The sequence below is a fragment of the Acinetobacter sp. 70_2 genome (assembly GCF_056736115.1).
The window spans coordinates 1,135,326-1,152,954 of the sequence record NZ_JBWZIP010000015.1 but is presented as its reverse complement, the minus strand read 5'-3'; the positions used below and the strand labels follow the sequence as shown (position 1 = coordinate 1,152,954).

Here is a 17,629-nt window from a genome sequence, read left to right as displayed (position 1 = left end):
TCAAATTTTTACTTCGGATTTTGTCCATCAATTTAATACATTCGAGAAATAGAATAGGGGGATATAAAAGGTGCTATAAGTTAATCTCATCATGACCTTATTCCTTAAGATCTACCAAAATTTATAGCAAATCCGAGTGAGCTGGTCAATTTATTTTATCGGAATTAATTATTTTATATTATTGATATATAAAAGCTTTTAATTTAAATGCAAAAATTCAATATACCCCTTGCAGAGTATATTGAATCATTTCAGGTTTCAGTGGTTTTTAAATTATTTATACTTTTAACGTGAGGTATTGCTCTGTAAAAACTTCTCGCTGTAAATACGATAGTTTTGCAAAGCTTGCTCATCCAACCAATTTTTAACGGCTTCAATCATTGGTGGTGGGCCACATAAATACATATCAAAAGCCTGCTCAGCCAGTTGATCTTTATTTAAGTGCTCATGAATATAGCCTGCTTTGCCTTGCCAAGCTTCCGTTGCCTTAGTCACAATCGGATGATAACTAAAGTTTGGAAGCTGTTCTGCATAGGCATGTAAACGTTGTTGTTCACATAAATCGGTTACATTATTTACGCCGTAATACAACTGAACGGCAGGCAAGTTGGGCTGATCAACCAAGTTATCAAGCATTCCCAAGAAAGCCGATAAACCTGTTCCACCCGCTACAAAAACCAATGGTCTTTCTACTTCACGTAAATAAAAACTACCAAGCGGTGCTTCAATAAGTAAGCTTTGTCCGACCTGGCAACAATCACGCAAATAATTGCTCATAACACCGTCTGGCAAAAGACGAATTAAGAATTGCAATTGATTGGTTGCGTTTGGTCTGTTTGCAAATGAATATGAGCGCCAATCTTCAGTATCTGGAATTTGTAAACGAGCATATTGACCTGGTAAAAACTGAAGCTGTGCAGCATGACTGCTTGCATCAAGATGTAAGATTGCTGTCGTTTCAGAAACCAGCTCAACTGCAGTGACTTTGGTTTCAATTTTTAAGGTATCACCAGCGTTACAGATAGCAGAATCATGATCGAAATAAAAAGCTGCATCTGATTTCACTCTTGTTTGGCAAGCTAACATTTTACGCTCAGCCAAATCACGTTCACTTAATGCATCTTCATCAACATATTCTTGTTCATAAATGCCGGTTTCACACTGTCCCTGACAGGTACCACAAACACCTTCGCGGCAGTCTAACGGTAGGTTAATTCCTTGACGAACTGCTGCATCAAGCAGCAATTCGTCGTTATTTACCGAAATGAAAAAGGTTTTGCCATCGGCAAAATTAAGTGCAACTGAATGTCCCATTTTCATTCCCCTTAAACGTGATAGAAGTCTAAAACGGAATCAATTTTGTCATTGAGCAAAATGCTGTGTTGACGACGAATACGGAAACCATCTGCGGTTTGGCGTAAAAGATAAGTGGCATGTCCGTAAAAACAGCCTTCTAAGCCTTGACGGTTATAAAGCGTTTGCCATGCAACTTTTGCTTCAATTAATCCATCATCCAATGTTTTAACTCGGATATTGTTTATGCTATGCAAAGTACGTGGTAACGGTGTTGCAGATGCTGCTTTACCTGTACGAATACGGAATACACGGTCTTCAAGGCCTGTACGATCTGCATAATAAATATAAGACAAGCCCTGATTTGGATCTTGAACATAGTTATGGTCATCAATCCACTGTGGAATATGATATTCACTATCTTCATCGTAAAGCTCTAGGTAGGCATCCCATTCATAAGCATCGCAAAGCTCTGCCTTTTTATACAAAAACTGAGATACAGCAAAATTTAGTTCTTGTGACATGGTTACACCTCATCCATTACGGCATTGTTTTCAAAAGTAATATCTTGCATTTTCAATGCTTTCTTATTTAAGCCATCAAGCATTAGGCGTTGCCAATGTCCATGCTGGTTTACATAGAGTCCTTCATGGGTAAACTCTCGGCCAGTAATGACGGGTTGAATGCCTAAATCTTGTGAGTTTTTAGTTGCGCCATATTCCCAAGACTGACAACCACGCGAAATATCGCTCCAACGTTCAAGACGTGCCTGAAAACCTTTTTGCTGTTCACGGAATTCAACTAAATCATCTGGTGTACCAAGGCCTGATACGTTAAAGAAATCTTCAAACTGGCGAATACGGTTACGGCGCGCTTCAGCAGATTCACCTTTAACGCCAATACATTGGCTGATGACTTCAGTTTTATTCCATGCCACAGGGCGAACAATACGAAGCTGAGAACTAATTTGGTCCATAAAAAATAGGCTAGGGTACAGGTTCAAGTTTCTTAAACGATGCATTGCCCATTCAGCATATTTGTCGCCGTATTTTTCGACCATATACGGCATAACTGTGCTGTAGCCCGGACGAACAGTTGGGTTCGGCATGTCACTAAACAATACGCTATGACCATTTTTGAAACTAAACCAACCATCGTCAGTTTCTGAGTCACCAGCCCCTAATTTGCTATAGTCAAGCGTATCGAGTTCTTCACCTTTTGATGCATTGACTTGTTGACGGTGTTGGACTGTAGAGACATAGTTATAGTGAACAGTACTTACATGGTAGCCATCTAAGCCATTTTCATTTTGTAGCTTCCAGTTACCTGCAAAAGTATAAGATGACTTGCCTTGTAATACTTCGAGTTCACCGGTTGGGGACTGGTTAACCATTAAATCAAGGAACAGTTTTGCATCACCTAAAAAGTCTTCTAGCGTATCTGTTGCTTGAGTATCAAGGCTTACAAATACAAAACCACGGTAGCTGGCAATGCGGCCTTGTTTTAAGCCACGGCTTGATTTATCAAAATCTTCGCAATATTCACCAGGTGCTTTGACTTTCACCAAACGACCATCTGACTTATAACACCAAGCATGGAATGGACAGGTAAATGTAGACTGATTGCCTTTAGCAACGCGTGTTAAGGTTGCACCGCGGTGTTCACAAGCATTAACCATAGCATGTAGTTCGCCTTTACCATCACGGCTCACAATAATCGGCTGACGACCAACTTGAACGGTTAGGAAATCATGATTGTTTGGAATCTCACTTTCGTGGCATGCATAAATCCAAACCTTTTCAAAAATAAGTTCCATTTCCAAGTCAAATAGTTCAGGCTCGGTAAACATATTACGTGCAATACGAAACACGCCATCGTTAGGACGGAAGTCGATACATCCATCTATAAAATCATTCCATTGTTTTAAATTAGATGAGGTCATTGCTCAATCCTCCAATCAATCAGCTTTTAACTGATTGAACCGCGATTAAGCCTTTGCCTCTATCCGTTTTTTCCAGATCTTTATCCACTTTGTGCAGTTTTGATTTTTTGATCGAACTCTTTTTAGGAAAGAGTATAGATTTAAAAATTCTATGTGTTTTAACCTATCAAAGTTCCTTATAATGTTAAGGAGCATAAAATGAAATTTTGTGAACTAAGTCTATGAAAGAACAAAACTTAAAATTACAAATTAGAATTCTTTTAGAGCAAAACATTGCATTTGGTCCGGGTAAAGCAGATTTACTTGAAGCAATAGAGAGAACTGGTTCGATCTCACAAGCTGCAAAATCTATGAATATGAGCTACCGCCGTGCATGGCAATTGGTCGATACAATGAATCAGTGCTTTGAAACAGCTTTGGTTGAAACTCAAACAGGTGGAACACATGGTGGTGGGGCAGCCGTTACAGCTTTTGGCCAGAAAGTCTTACAGCATTACCGCCAAATGGAAATCAATGCTCGACAAGCCTTAGAACATGATTATCAAATCATGAGTAGCTATTTAAAGAAATAAGATGAGAAATACTTTATAAATCAAAGAATTTAAGTACGAATCAGTTTTATCTACCAATAGTTTTCAATTGCTCAGAAAAAATATCCATCTTTATAAATAATTTCTACTTTTCATCGTCTATGCTTATCGCTATATTCTTGGGTATATATCGCTGCAAAAAACGACAAAAAGGTAAAACATAATGGTAAGTGATACGAAGATAAAAAAGTTGGCTTTAGTCTGTTCGGTGCTCAGCATAGGATTAGTCTTTAATGTTCCAGCCAAAGCTGAATCGGTTACCGTTTATGCAGCAGCGAGCTTAACGAATGCAATTAACGATTTAGAAAAAATTTATGAAAAACAAAATAAAGTAGAAGTTAAAACTTCATATGCAGGTTCATCGACATTAGCGAAACAAATTGAAGCTGGGGCACCAGCCGATGTATTTATCTCTGCTGATACCCAGTGGATGGATTATCTGCAAAATAAAAAACGAGTTGCAACAAATGACCGTATAAATTTATTAGGCAACCGTCTGGTTCTAATTACCCCTAAAGGGCAGTCACTAAATATAAAACTAGATAAAACAACTGATCCAAATAAAGTATTTACAGGCAAGATTTGTACAGGGGATACCAAAAGTGTGCCTGTAGGCAAATATGCTAAACAAGCTTTTACCAATTTAGGTTGGTGGAGTCGTATTGAGCCAAAGTTAGTTGAAACAGAAGATGTTCGAGCTGCATTAAATTTTGTTGCGCGTGGTGAATGTCAGGTTGGCATTGTCTATGCAACCGATGCAGCCATTAGCAAAGACGTGAATGTAGCTGGTGTATTTCCGATAAATACACATTCGCCAATTATTTATCCTGTAGGGTTGATTAAAAAGAACTCAAACTCAGCAAAGTTCTATCAGTTTTTACAAAGTAATCAAGCCAAAGCTGTTTTTAAAAAATATGGCTTTAGCGTGTTGCCTCCAGCAATACCATGATGTTCTCTTTAACCCCAGAAGAGCTCAGCGTGCTACAACTTTCTTGTAAAGTTGCAGCAAGTTGTCTTGTGGTCAGCATTATTCCTGCAATTTGTGTGGGATGGTTTTTGGCACGTAAAGAGTTCTGGGGGAAGTCATTCATTGAAACATTGGTGTTCTTACCTTTAGTGCTACCACCAGTTGTTCCTGGTTATTTGTTATTACAAGTTTTTGGGAGTCGCGGCATTATTGGGCAATATTTAGCGCCACTCGGAATTGATTTTGCATTTAACTGGAAAGGTGCCGTTCTTGCTTCGGCAGTGATGGGTTTTCCGCTATTGGTGCAATCGATTCGACTAGCAATTGAACTGGTCGATCAGCGCTTAGAAATGGCAGCAAAGACATTAGGTGCCTCATCTTTAGGGGCATTTTTTCATGTCACTTTACCTCTTGCCAGCAGTGGTATTTTAATTGGTGCTATTTTATGTTTTTGCCGCAGTTTAGGTGAGTTTGGTGCAACTATTACCTTTGTGGGTAATATTTCAAATGAAACACGGACTTTGCCTCTAGCCATGTATAGCTTAATGCAACAACCCGATACCGAGGCCGCTATTCAACGGCTTATTGTTTTATCGTTAAGCGTGGCTTTTTTAGCGCTATGGTTTGCACAGTGGTTTCATCGTTATCAAAAGAAGCGCTTAGGGCGGTAAGACTATGTTGATTGATTGCCGTTTTCAGCTACACATGGGTCAATTTCACATTGAACCTAGTTTCCAGTCAGATGCTTCTGTTATTGGGCTATTTGGTGCCTCTGGGTCAGGTAAAACATCAATTTTACATGCCATTGCAGGGCTGAACACACCACATAGTGGAGTCATTAAAATACAGGACCAAACATGGTTTGATTCAGATCAAAAAATTAACTTGAGCACACAAAAACGGCATGTTGGATTGGTCTTTCAAGATGCTCAGCTTTTTCCGCATAAAACGGTAAAACAAAATTTATTATTTGGTCTTAAGCATCTTTCCCAACAAGAACGTCACTTTGAAGCAGATTACATTATTGAATTATTAAAGTTAGGGCACTTATTACAACGTATGCCCATCAAACTTTCAGGTGGTGAAAAGCAGCGCGTAGCACTTGGTCGAGCATTGTTATATTCACCTAAGCTGTTACTACTTGATGAGCCGTTATCAGCACTAGATGCGAATCATAAAGCTGAAATTATTCCTTTTTTTCAGAAAGTAAAAGAAGAAATAAAAATTCCGATGATTTATGTGAGTCATGATATTCAAGAAATTAAACAACTGACCGAAACAATGTGGGTTTTATAATTTTTCATATTTCACACATTATTTCAGTCTGGTCGATTTATGGTTGTTAGTTAGCCCATAAACTACCCGTTGGAGCAGATTTTCGGCGATCTTGGGCTTGTTGATAAAAACGCCAGAAAGCGAACGCAAAAATGATAGCTAAGAAATCAACCACTAAGATTTCTCCACCATGTACCCATAAGCCACTTTGAGGAATGAAGTAAGCTAAAAGGGATGTAAGCGGAATCGCAAATAACACCAAAACCAAGGTTAACAGCAGTTGTGGTAAAGCTTTTGCATAGCCAATCACAAAGGTGTAAATCATAGTCAGTAGGAAAATCGCATAATAACCATACATAAAGAGGTGATTTATGCTTTCAATATTGAATGCTGCGAAAAGCCAACGACTGGCCAACATTGTACCTACGACAGCTAAAACACACCCTAAACATGCACCTATCGTTAAGTTCGCGAGGAACACCACATCTTTACGTTGAACAGGAACAGGGTCTTCAGCACGCTTTTGCTTACGTGCACGAGTTTCAACCCAAAGGATGTTACCTGTATAAAACAAGAAAGCACCACCGACACCTAATACAAAATAAATCCAACGTACGCCCGTACCGCCAAAACTTCCAAAATGTAGACTAAACATGGCGTTGATTAACTTATTCCCAGCATCGGTCTGTGTGTTAATGCCTCTATGATTAAAGTGCTCAACTGCATATGGGTTCATACGCATAAAGTCATGATTTGCACCGCGCAACATCTGATCTGGGCTATACAGGGCAATACGTGCATTGGCTTTTTCAGGTTTGTCTAGGCCACTGAACTGGATATAGTCAACTGAATATTCAGGTGCTACTTTTTTAGCTTGAGCTAATATTTGCTGCACATCAATCTGTGTTTGTTTAGGCTGAATAAGTGCAGGCGGAGAACGCTGAAAAACAGGCTGTCCTTTGAGTGCAAGTTGTCCAATCGCATCATAAAAAAGGTCATGAAAAGCAAAGACAATAACGCTAATACTAATAATGATGTGGAACGGTAAGCTCGTAATTCCAATCACGTTATGCGCATCTAGCCAAAAGCGCTTTTTATTTTTGCCAGGCCGAATAACAAAGTAATCCTTTACCAAGGTTGGTAAAAGTATGATCACTCCTGAAAGCAGAGCAAGAAAATATAGAATCGAAACAACACCCATCACATAGAGACCTAATCCGTGATGACCTGCCATGCCCGGTATGCCTGCTGTTTCATGCAACTGTTCGATTAGCCAGCCAGCTTTAGATAAGTTTTCTTGGGCAACGATTAACTCGCCATTGTTATCTAAGCTTGCCATCCACGTAGACTGAGCCGCATTAAAGCCATCTCCACGTTCATGTTCACTCCAAGTAATGGGTGCATAGTGAAATTCATTGGACGATAAATTTAGTGTGAAGTTCTTTTGCGCAGCAGGATAGGCAGTCTGTACTTTTTGAATGAGTTCATTATATTGGTCGGGTGAGACTTTCGGTAAAACTTGCTGTGTTGGCGTAGCCCACTTACTAATATGGTGCTGAAACATGCTGAGCCCACCAGCAAAGAAACAGATAAAAAGCAAAATTCCTGCACATACACCCACCCAAGTATGCATGCTTTTTGCTAATTTCATGATGTCTGAACGTACTTTCATGTTTAACCCCGTAAGACAAAGATACAGCTATACGCTAGGGCATTGGCAATCAATAAATAGATAAGCGCTTTTCGTCCAGTCGTAAAAAAATAACTGCCAAACATAATAGGCATCCAAAACCAAGGAACACTCCACATACCCACTTGCACCAATAAATCTATGGCAACATAAGGTTGGCCTAATAAAACAATCAAATTACCAATCGCGATAGAAAGACTTAGACCAAAAACTCCACCAGCAAAAGTTTTACTCCACCAGTCTGGCTGGATCGGAGACTGAATTTTAGCTTTCATGAAACCAGTTTCCGTTTAAAAAGCGCCATAAAAGGGAGGAAAGACCACGCAAAAATGATGAGCATGAACCAGCAAAAAGCGGCAACCACTTTCGGTAAGCTTGCAAAGAGCGTAATAAATCCAATGCCTAATAGCACTAGACCCAAATACTTAAAGAAAGTAGGAAGATGTCGAGACAACAGATTTTGGTTGCTATGACTACAATAGATACTGACCGCTCCCAACAGGGTCAAAAAAAGTCCTATAAGTTTCATAATCAATATTTATAAGTAAATTAAAGTCAAAATTTACCCAATAGTATAAGTAAATAATAATTATTATCAAATGATAAATATAATTATTTATCTATTTATGGTGAGTAAGTTAAGATAGGAGATAACTCATTAAAAATATTTATTTTGAAGTCGAATACAGTGAGTCATTATCTATACATTCCTAAACAAATCAGTAAATCAATTTATGAAATTTCGAGTCCTATTTTTCTTACATCAGAGCTATTTTGTTATGGGCTAGATTTATCGCAAACAACGCATTTGCATATAGACCAACGATTAGAGCATCCGCTAAAAATTGCTCAAGCGCGTGTCGAACGTAAAAATGAGTACTTATGTGGCAGGGTCTTAGCTCAGGCTGTTTTAAATCATCATTTCGGTTTAGATCAGCCAATAACCTCTATGCATGAACATTTACCCATTTGGCCAACTCGTGTTTTGGGGAGTATTAGTCATTCACAAAATAAGTTAATTGTTGCGCTATCTAACAATGCGGTTTATTTGGGAATTGATATTGAGCACTGGGTGACCTCAGAATTTGCTCAAGAGAGTGCACATCTTATTTTAACGCCGTCTGAGTTTGATTTATGGAAAAGTAAAGCGGTTGATTTTTTTGATTTTGCCCACTATGTGAGTTTAATTTTCTCTGTAAAGGAAAGCCTATATAAAGCGGTTTATCCTACTGCAAAGCAATATATCGATTTCTTAGAAGCATCTATCGTTGATATTAATTTTGAAAATCAAACATTAACGCTAACTTTCTTGCCAGAAATTCAACAACGTTATCAACTCTTAGAACAATATCAAGGTGGTTGGACTGTAGAGCAAGACCATATTATGACTTGGGTTTTTCAAGCACGAAATTTTGCTTAAAATAAAAGAAGGCAACGAATTGCCTTCTTTTTTATTTATGGTTTAATTTTCTTGTAATTTAGGATCTTGGAATCCTGTTTCACGCATATCTTGAGAGTTGAATAAGAACATAAATCCTACTGCAAAGCTTAGTATGCCAAAGAAGAGGATACTTCCTGATATTGGTAAAAAACGCGTTAAAAGACCTAAAGTTGTAGTGGCAATTGAGTCGCCTAACGCATCTTGTGCGAGCCAGATTGCGTTAATCCGCCCTAGATATTCATCAGGTGTATGTCCTTGCACAATGCTGTATTGAAGCAAGTTGGCAATCGACATCAAATATCCGAAAACACATAAAATTGGTAAAGTCACGATGAGCCACGGTGAAAGTCCAATCATAATCATGCAACTAAAAACACCTAAGCACGTATAGAGCATAACTAAGCCGGGTTTGAGTAACTTTGTTGTCCATCCACTTAGTAAGGCGCCTAAAGTCGAGCCTAAAGGAACGGCTGAATACATAAGTCCGAGTTCAAATGCGCCGCCGTGAAAAATTTCATCTGCCATTTGCGGAAAAATAATACGAATAGCGCTGCTAAAACTGAGTAATGTTCCAATTAAAATGGTGCTACCGACTACTTTATTTTTAAAAACAAATTTAAACCCTTGAGCTAATTGGCGAAGAGGACTTTCGCCATTTGATGCATGTTGCGGTTTGAGCGAAGGTAAGCCCATCAATAAAAATACGGTAAGTAAAGTACCCACCGTTGAGACCCAATACACGGTCGCAACACTGCTAGTAGCAATTAAAATACCGCCGATTGCTGGTGAAATAACGGTTGCAAGACGTACGGATACCATACTGATCGCACGGGCTTGTACAATATTTTCCCGCCCTACAATCACAGGCATAATCGCCATCATTGCGGTTACGCCTAGTGCACCAAAGAAACCATCCCATGCCGATAAAAAATAAATCGCATAGAGCGAAGGGTGCTCAAACATGGCGTTGATGGCGAGGCCTGCAAAGCCTAAACCACACACACCACGAGCCAATAAAATTAGCCATTTTCGGTCTTTGCGATCTGACAGCAAACCACCAAGTAACAAGCCAATAAACATGGCAATGCCTTCAAAAGCCATTGCGACAGCAACGTTAAGCGAGTTACCAGTGATGTCATAGACTTGTTTTGGAATAGCCACGACCAACATGCCAATCGTTAACAATGACAATGTGCGGGCAATAAATACATGTCGGAAATGAGCATTACGTTTTAAAAGACTAAAGTCGGTCAATATAGATTTGAAGCTCATGGCGTGTGCTCCTCTAAACCGCGTGCCTGACAAATCATACGGTTTAAAATCGGACCAAGTGTTTCAAGCTGCTGTGGAGACAATATATCGGTATGGTCTGCTTCGCTTAGTCGAACAATATTAAGTTTTTTGACTAAAGGTGACCATTGTTGTTCTGGTTGGATATACGGCAGCAAGTCTTTTTCAGCGACAACTAAGTGTAGTTCACCATCAAAGTACGGCATTTTATAAGGTTTTAATAAACGGACGGCATCACGATAGTTCGCAAAAATATCCTCTTGTAAACGGCGGGTTTCTTCACTTAATGCCGTATCTGCATCGGCTAGAATATCATTGAAGAATTGAAGCTGCTCTTGTTCAGCTTCTGCATTCATTTCCTCTACCGACAAATCTAACCACTGATGAATTTCAGCAGGGTAAGTGTCTAATAAACCGAGATAATCAACTTTTTCACCTTGTTCAGTTAACTTCGCTGCAACTGCATAGGCCACAGTGCCGCCAAGTGAATAACCTAGTAACGTATAAGGTCCAGTTGGTTGTTGGCTACGAATAATCTCAAGTTGTTTTTCAACCAATTCGTCCATATCAGTACTATTTGCCAATAGGCCATCTGGTCGAGGTGACTGTAATCCAATAATTGGTAAGTCAGAATGCAAATAACGATTCAGCACCGTATATTGCCATGCCGAACCAGAACCTGGGTAGAAACAGAACAATGGATGCCCAGAGCCAGAACGGATGGGTAAAATTGGTTGCATGCCAGTTTGTTCAACTTCTGCCAAACGTTCTTGTGTAAGAAGTAAAGCCGCTAAACGTTGAATCGTGACATGACTCATCAACTGGCCAATTGGAATGGTCCGCTTAAATACTTTTCGGATTTCAATTGCAAGCTTCATCACCAAAATGGAATGCCCACCAATGGCAAAGAAATCTTCGTTCACACCAATATTTTGATCGGTGTTTAAAACTTGCTGGAAAATACGTGTCAGTTCATGTTCAAAAGCAGTGGTGGCGTACTGTTTTTCTGTATTTGAAGGAGTAAGGTGTGGTTGTGGCAGCGCTTTACGGTCCAGCTTACCATTATGACTTAATGGGAATTGTTCGACCAACATATAGTGTGTCGGCACCATATATGCAGGAAGCTGTTTCGCCAATTGTTTCTTTAACTTGTCGATGTCCACAGGTGCAGTTGTTTGCAAGTAAGCAACCAACTGAACATCAGCTTTATTTTGTTCAGAAGAAATAGGGTGTACAACCACATCAAGACCACTGAGTAAGCCTAATTGCTGTTCAATTTCACCCAATTCAATACGTTGCCCACGTATCTTTAACTGGTCATCAGCACGGCCCACATATTGAATACTGCCGTCGGTATGCCATTGAGCAATATCACCAGTTCGGTACATGCGTTGACCTGCTGCGAATGGGTTTGCCACAAAACGTGTTGCTGTTAAGTCCGCTCGATGCAAATAACCCATGGCCAGTTGATGACCTGCTAAATAAAGCTCACCGTCCACTCCAACGGGAACAGGGCGTAAGTATTGATCTAAAATATAAAGCTGGGTATTCCAGACTGGATAACCAATTGCGACGCTACTTTCTTCAGGATGTAATCCCAGTGTTGCATCCATATAACTCACATCTACCGCAGCTTCCGTTGGGCCATATAAGTTATGTAGCTCACAGCTAAAGTGCTCGGTAAATGATTTTGCTAAAGCCGTTGGTAATGCCTCACCACTACAAAACACTCGGCGGATTGGTAAACTTTTACGCTGAGCAGATGACAAAATTTCGGTAGCAGCATTTTCAAAAACAGCCAACATTGAAGGTACAAAATGTAATGTTGTTACCTGATATTTTTGAATAAAACTTAACAATGCCAATGGGTCACGGTGTGCATCTACAGGTGCCATAACCAATCGTGAGCCCACTAAATATGACCAGAAAAACTCCCATACCGAAACATCAAAAGTACATGGCGTTTTTTGCAAAATCGTATCGTTGGCTGACAGTGGATACTCTGATTGCATCCATAAAATACGGTTCACAATGGCTTGGTGAGAAACCATAACACCTTTTGGCTGGCCTGTTGTACCCGATGTATAGATTAAATATGCCGGATGCTGTGGGGTAATCACTGTCGTTTTATAACTGCTTAAATCAACCTTTGTTTCATCAAACAATTCATTAAAAGCAAAGGTAGCTATTGATTGAGGGGCAATAGCAGCTAGATCTTTTTGTTCGCCAATCACAAGTTTAGATTTGGCATCCTGCAACATAAATTTGATGCGTTCAGACGGATGTTGTAAATCAATAGGTAAATAAGCTGCACCTGCTTCAATCACCGCTAAAATAGCAATACTGAGTTTGATTGATCTTGACAGGGCAACGGCAACTATGTCTCCAGCCTGCACGCCCATTTTTTGCAATTGCTGAGCTAAAGCACAAACTTGAAAACGTACGTCACTAAAACTGAGCTGATGATGTTCATCACATAACGCCGTTTGTTCAGGCGTAATTCGAGCTTGTTCTCTGAGTAATTGCTGTAATGTTGTTAGAGGAACTTCATATTGGGTTTGATTAACTTTCTGGATTAAATCGCGTTCTTCGGCCAGTTGTAAGCGATAATGACCAAGAGACGTCTCTGGTTCATTTAATGCAATTTCAATCAATTGAACCATTCGCTCGAGGAAATGCTCTGGTTGATCAATTACACCACGCTGTTCGAGTAATAGCTCAATTTGATGATCAGGAATAACCAGCAAAGCAAGCGGATAATGGCTATAACCGCGATTTGTAAGTTTGCAAATCGCAGCATCCCCAAGTTTTTGCTGTAAATACTGATTATCAGGATAGTTTTCTACGACTAGCAAACTATCGAAAAGATTGCCTTGTCCGACTAATTGCTGAATTTCACCCAGACCCAAACCATCATGTTCTAAATGTTCAACATGTAATTGTTGTAACTGAGCCAATTGTTCCCAAAGTGTTTGCTGCATGTTGAGCTTTACACGTACTGGAATCGTATTTAAAAATAATCCAATCTGCTGCTCTAAACCATTGATAGGCGCTGAACGCCCAGAAACAGGGGTACCAAATACAATATCTTCACGGTGAGCATAAATATTTAAAGTCATTGCCCAAATCATTTGCATGAAGACATTGAGCGTGATGCCTTGCTGGCGTAATTTGTGTTGAAGTTTCGCGCCCAACTCAGCACTTAAACGATATGAAGTTTCCTGTACAGCTTGCTGTGCTTGATTAAATAAAATAAGTGGCTGTAAATCTGCTAAATCACGTTGCCATATTACTTTTGATGTTTCATGGTCACGTGCAGATAAAGCTTTAATTACTGTTTCATAACTATATTCAAGCACTGGCAATTGTTGATTAGTTTGCTGATAAGCCTTAATAAAGTCTTGTAAAAACAGCGGAGTTGACCAACCATCTGTTAACAGATGATGCACCATAATCAATAATTCTGACTGTTCTGGAGCATGTTGAATTAAGGTTGCCCGAATTAAGCCATAGGGTTGGTCGAGATGAATCGGTTGCTGCAATGCTTCTTGAATGGTTTGCTCAAGCAGATCGGGAGTAACTGAGCAAAACTGAACTGGCCAAGCTTGAGTAGGATGTAATGAATAGATAAAAACAGGTTCTTCAGCTAATTCACTATCAAAATGTCCGCCTAATTGAGGGTGACGTTTTAATACGGTAATCAACGCTTGCTGTAAACGTACCGGATCAATGTCTCCATTTAAACTAAGACGAGTAAAGGCATTATAGTTCGATTGATTTTCTACTTGAGATAAGAACAGCATGCCTTTTTGCAAAGGAAGCAAAGGTAAAATCGTACTGTTTTTTCCATATTTTTCTTGTACCTTTTGTTCTAGGTCCGCTGAAAATAAAGGTTTTGAAACGGCCGTTTGTTGTTCATCTAAACGGGTGAGTTTCGGTGCCATAGCGGCCACTGTTTTAAATTGGAATACATCACTTGGTCTTAAGCCGTAACCACGTTGGCGCAATTGAGTACAAAGCATAATGGCTGAAATACTATCGCCACCTGTCATAAAGAAGTCATCATCAATCCCAATGGCGTCAAGCTTAAGAACAGATGCAGTAATTTGACATAAAAGCTGTTGTTCAGACGTTTCGGCCATTCGGCTATGGCTACGAATTTGAGGCTTTGGCAGTGCTTTTTTATCGACTTTGCCACTTACATTTCGTGGAAATTCGGACATAACAGTCAGGGCAGAAGGCACCATATATTCAGGTAAGTTTTGACGTAACTGACTTAAATATTGCTGACTTAATTGCTCACTGATTTTTTCATCAAGTTCAAGGTCTTTGACTACACAATAACCGAGTAAACGATGACTGTTATTAATCGGTTCTGCAATCACGACTGCACTTTCAACATTGGCTAAAATCGAAAGTGCATTTTCAACTTCACCAATCTCAACTCGATAACCACGAATTTTAATCTGGTCATCACAGCGCCCCATAAATTCAAGTTTACCCACGCTATTCCAGCGGACTAAATCACCCGTACGGTACATGCGCTGTCCATATTCAAAGGGGTTCGCTACAAAACGGGCAGCACTTAAGTCAGCGCGACCTAAATAACCATTGGCAATACCATAGCCAGAAATATAAAGCTCACCAATAACCCCAGTCGGGCATCGTTGCAAGTGGCGATCTAGTACATAGGCCTGTGTATTACCAATAGGGTTACCAATGACAGGGCGAGCTGTCTGTTTTAATTCTGCTCGGAAAGTATCAACCGTATATTCGGTTGGGCCATATAAGTTATGTGCAAAAAGTGCTGGCTGAGCATTGAGCTGTTGCCATAAAGCTAACGGTGCAGCTTCACCACCAATCAAAATAAGACTTGGATGATGCTGATTTTCAGCAAATAAACCATTCGTCATCATTTGCGCACAAAAAGATGGCGGTAAATCAAGTGTATCGATTTGTCGTTGCTGAATTTCTTGCACTAAACCAAATGCATCTCGACGCATGTTTTCATCAAAAATATGTAGCTCTTGGCCCCAGAGCATCCAGAAAACTTGTAGCCAAGATGAGTCAAATGAGAAAGAGTGTGTATGCGCTGCACGTAACGGACGCTCAGGGAAACGCTGATTTACAGCTTCTAATACAGGCCAGTAAATGGTCGGTTTATGCGACAAAATGAGGTTGAGTAAAGAACCATGTGTGTTCATTACTCCTTTAGGGCGACCCGTACTTCCTGAGGTAAAAATTACATAAGCAACATCCTGAAAATCAAATTTACGATTTTCGGCAGGAATATCACTCGCATCTTGCTTTCGAATTTGCGTTTGAACATCTTCATGATCAAGATATAACTGTTGAATATTTTGTGGTAATTGCTGTGCAAGAGCTTGTGTAGTTAATACAAATAATGGATTTGCATCTTCACACATCATTTGCATACGATCGATTGGATAATCTAAATCGAGAGGCAGGAAACTTGCACCAGAATTGAGTACAGATAACATCACCACAACTGAGTCAATCGAACGAGGAATAGCTCCAGCAATCACAGTTTGCTTTTTGGCCCCGTTTTCTTGTAAAAAACGAGTGAGTTGATTTACTTGTACCGCAAGCTCAGCAAAACTAAGATGCTGAAGGTTTGGATGTTCACCACTCACAATTGCGGTACGTTCGGGATACTTTTTAATTTGCTCATAAAAAATATCTAGAACATTATTATATTGTTCAGGATGGCTAACACGCGGACCAATACCACTTTGAGTCAGCGTAGCAAGCTCTTGTGGTGTCGTAATATTAAAATTGCTACATGCCTGTTCTGGATGGATTAGAGCTTGTTCAAGCAATAAAGTTAAGCGTTGACCATGGTTAAATAGTTCATCTTGTGTATAACGCTGCGAATCTGCACGTAGTTCGATAATGAGTTCTTGGTCTTGAACAATAAAAGAAAACTCAAAATCATCAATTGGCCCTGTAGAAATATGGTGTGTTTTGACCTTTTCACCATCTAACACCAAATCTTGATCAAAAGCTTTATAGTTTAAAATAGGGCCGTACATTCGTTCATGAATATCGATACTATTTAAATCTCTTAAAATTTGTTCAGCATCATATTTCTGATGTGGACGAATTTGTCTTAATTGCCCTTGTACATGTTGAGCCAAGCTTACCCAACTGTCTTTTTCAGCAACTTTAAACTTCACAGGCAAGACATTTACCGTCGGTAAGGTTGAGCGAATCGCTTTTGAACCTAAACGGCGCATAAATGGAATACCGTTAACCAAATCGGCTTTATCGGTCATTTTGTAAATATAATGTAATGACAATGACATCATCATGTAATTCAAAGCTAATTTAAATTGCGCAGCTAAAGCCTGAATTTGCTCTAAAATTCCTGTCGAAAAACGGAGTTGATGCTTAATAAATGTCGCTGTGGTTTTTGCCGCTAAATGATGTGTACTTAAACTAACTGGACTAGGTAAATCTTCACAATATGCCTTCCAGAAAGCTTGGTCTATTTTAAATTGATGACTATTTTCATAAGCCTGACGCTCAGAAATAACATCATTAATGCCAATAAACGGAGAAGCCGAAAGGTCTTTTTCTTCTTGTAATTGTTGATAGAGTTCAACAATACGTTTGGTTAGGTTAATCATGCTAAAACCATCAAGCATGATGTGGTGATAACGTTGATACCAATACACTTTATCATGCGTCGTAAATAACACCTGACGGAACAGTTGAGATTCACCCGCTTTAAGTGATTTAGCACATTGACGATCTGATGGCATCCAATCCCATAAACGTTGCTGAGCTTTTTTAGGCGTTAAATGACAAAAATCAAATTCTTCAATTTGAAACTGAACTTGGTTATTAAGTTCAATAAAGGGTTGAGATGGGTCAGATGAATACGAAGCAATGACCGTGTCGGCTTCATTTAAGCCGATCTGAATTGCTTTTTTAAACGTTGGGATATCGACAGTTTTTGGTAGTTCCAAACAATGTGCAATGGTATATAAATCTTCAATTGAACTTAAATGATCGGCAAGGAAAATGCCGAGCTGAGTAGATGCCAATTCAAAACGAGCTGGTTGAGAAAGGTCCGGAGTAAATCCATTATTTAATGCCTGATTCATGACAATACTCC

General features: G+C 39.5%; 12 protein-coding genes. 5 read left to right on the top strand and 7 right to left on the bottom strand.

Annotated features, from left to right (window positions below; genetic code table 11):
* Positions 1-285: 285 nt before the first annotated feature.
* The 3 genes from antC to antA are packed head-to-tail and all read right to left on the bottom strand — an operon-like array spanning position 286 to position 3,235.
* The gene (gene antC, locus AC1PJ9_RS14400) at positions 286-1,320 is read right to left on the bottom strand and encodes an anthranilate 1,2-dioxygenase electron transfer component AntC (protein WP_311087642.1); all 1,035 of its coding nucleotides are present in this window, start codon (positions 1,318-1,320) and stop codon (positions 286-288) included.
* A gap of 5 nt (positions 1,321-1,325) precedes the next feature.
* On the bottom strand, positions 1,326-1,817 hold the full coding sequence (antB, locus tag AC1PJ9_RS14395; protein ID WP_311087641.1) for an anthranilate 1,2-dioxygenase small subunit: 492 nt from the start codon (positions 1,815-1,817) through the stop codon (positions 1,326-1,328).
* Positions 1,818-1,819: 2 nt separating this feature from the next.
* Positions 1,820-3,235, bottom strand: coding sequence for an anthranilate 1,2-dioxygenase large subunit (antA, locus tag AC1PJ9_RS14390; protein WP_311087640.1), 1,416 nt, complete (start codon positions 3,233-3,235; stop codon positions 1,820-1,822).
* Positions 3,236-3,456: 221 nt separating this feature from the next.
* Between antA and AC1PJ9_RS14385 the strand changes: the two genes are divergently transcribed.
* From AC1PJ9_RS14385 to AC1PJ9_RS14370, 4 genes are all read left to right on the top strand, one after another.
* Positions 3,457-3,807 carry a winged helix-turn-helix domain-containing protein gene (locus AC1PJ9_RS14385; protein WP_311087639.1) on the top strand — a complete coding sequence of 117 codons (351 nt, stop codon included), beginning with the start codon at positions 3,457-3,459 and terminating at the stop codon, positions 3,805-3,807.
* 181 nt (positions 3,808-3,988) lie between these two features.
* A complete protein-coding gene (gene modA, locus AC1PJ9_RS14380; RefSeq protein WP_311087638.1) occupies positions 3,989-4,774 on the top strand; it encodes a molybdate ABC transporter substrate-binding protein in 786 nt (261 codons plus the stop codon).
* Positions 4,771-5,463 (top strand): molybdate ABC transporter permease subunit, encoded by a 693-nt coding sequence (gene modB, locus AC1PJ9_RS14375; RefSeq protein WP_000971585.1) that lies wholly within the window; start codon positions 4,771-4,773, stop codon positions 5,461-5,463. The genes modA and modB overlap by 4 nt, the downstream gene beginning before the upstream one ends.
* A 4-nt stretch (positions 5,464-5,467) precedes the next feature.
* Positions 5,468-6,088: an ATP-binding cassette domain-containing protein gene (locus AC1PJ9_RS14370; protein WP_311087637.1), complete on the top strand. Its 621-nt coding sequence runs from the start codon at positions 5,468-5,470 to the stop codon at positions 6,086-6,088.
* A 46-nt stretch (positions 6,089-6,134) separates the two neighbouring features.
* Here AC1PJ9_RS14370 and AC1PJ9_RS14365 read toward each other — a convergent pair whose 3' ends face one another.
* Together AC1PJ9_RS14365 and AC1PJ9_RS14360 are read right to left on the bottom strand one after the other, a co-directional pair.
* Entirely contained in the window at positions 6,135-7,739 is a 1,605-nt protein-coding gene (locus tag AC1PJ9_RS14365; protein WP_311087636.1) for a PepSY-associated TM helix domain-containing protein, read from the bottom strand.
* Positions 7,740-7,741: 2 nt separating this feature from the next.
* Positions 7,742-8,032 carry a hypothetical protein gene (locus AC1PJ9_RS14360; RefSeq protein ID WP_311087635.1) on the bottom strand — a complete coding sequence of 97 codons (291 nt, stop codon included), beginning with the start codon at positions 8,030-8,032 and terminating at the stop codon, positions 7,742-7,744.
* Between the two features lie 413 nt (positions 8,033-8,445).
* On the opposite strand from AC1PJ9_RS14360, the gene AC1PJ9_RS14355 reads away from it, so the two are divergent.
* Positions 8,446-9,177, top strand: coding sequence for a 4'-phosphopantetheinyl transferase family protein (locus AC1PJ9_RS14355; protein WP_311087634.1), 732 nt, complete (start codon positions 8,446-8,448; stop codon positions 9,175-9,177).
* 42 nt (positions 9,178-9,219) lie between these two features.
* On the opposite strand, the gene entS is transcribed toward AC1PJ9_RS14355, so the two are convergent.
* Both entS and AC1PJ9_RS14345 read right to left on the bottom strand, forming a co-directional pair.
* Positions 9,220-10,470, bottom strand: coding sequence for an enterobactin transporter EntS (gene entS, locus AC1PJ9_RS14350; protein WP_151988144.1), 1,251 nt, complete (start codon positions 10,468-10,470; stop codon positions 9,220-9,222).
* Positions 10,467-17,618, bottom strand: coding sequence for a non-ribosomal peptide synthetase (locus tag AC1PJ9_RS14345; RefSeq protein ID WP_311087633.1), 7,152 nt, complete (start codon positions 17,616-17,618; stop codon positions 10,467-10,469). Before AC1PJ9_RS14345 ends, entS begins: the two co-directional genes overlap by 4 nt.
* Positions 17,619-17,629: the final 11 nt, after the last annotated feature.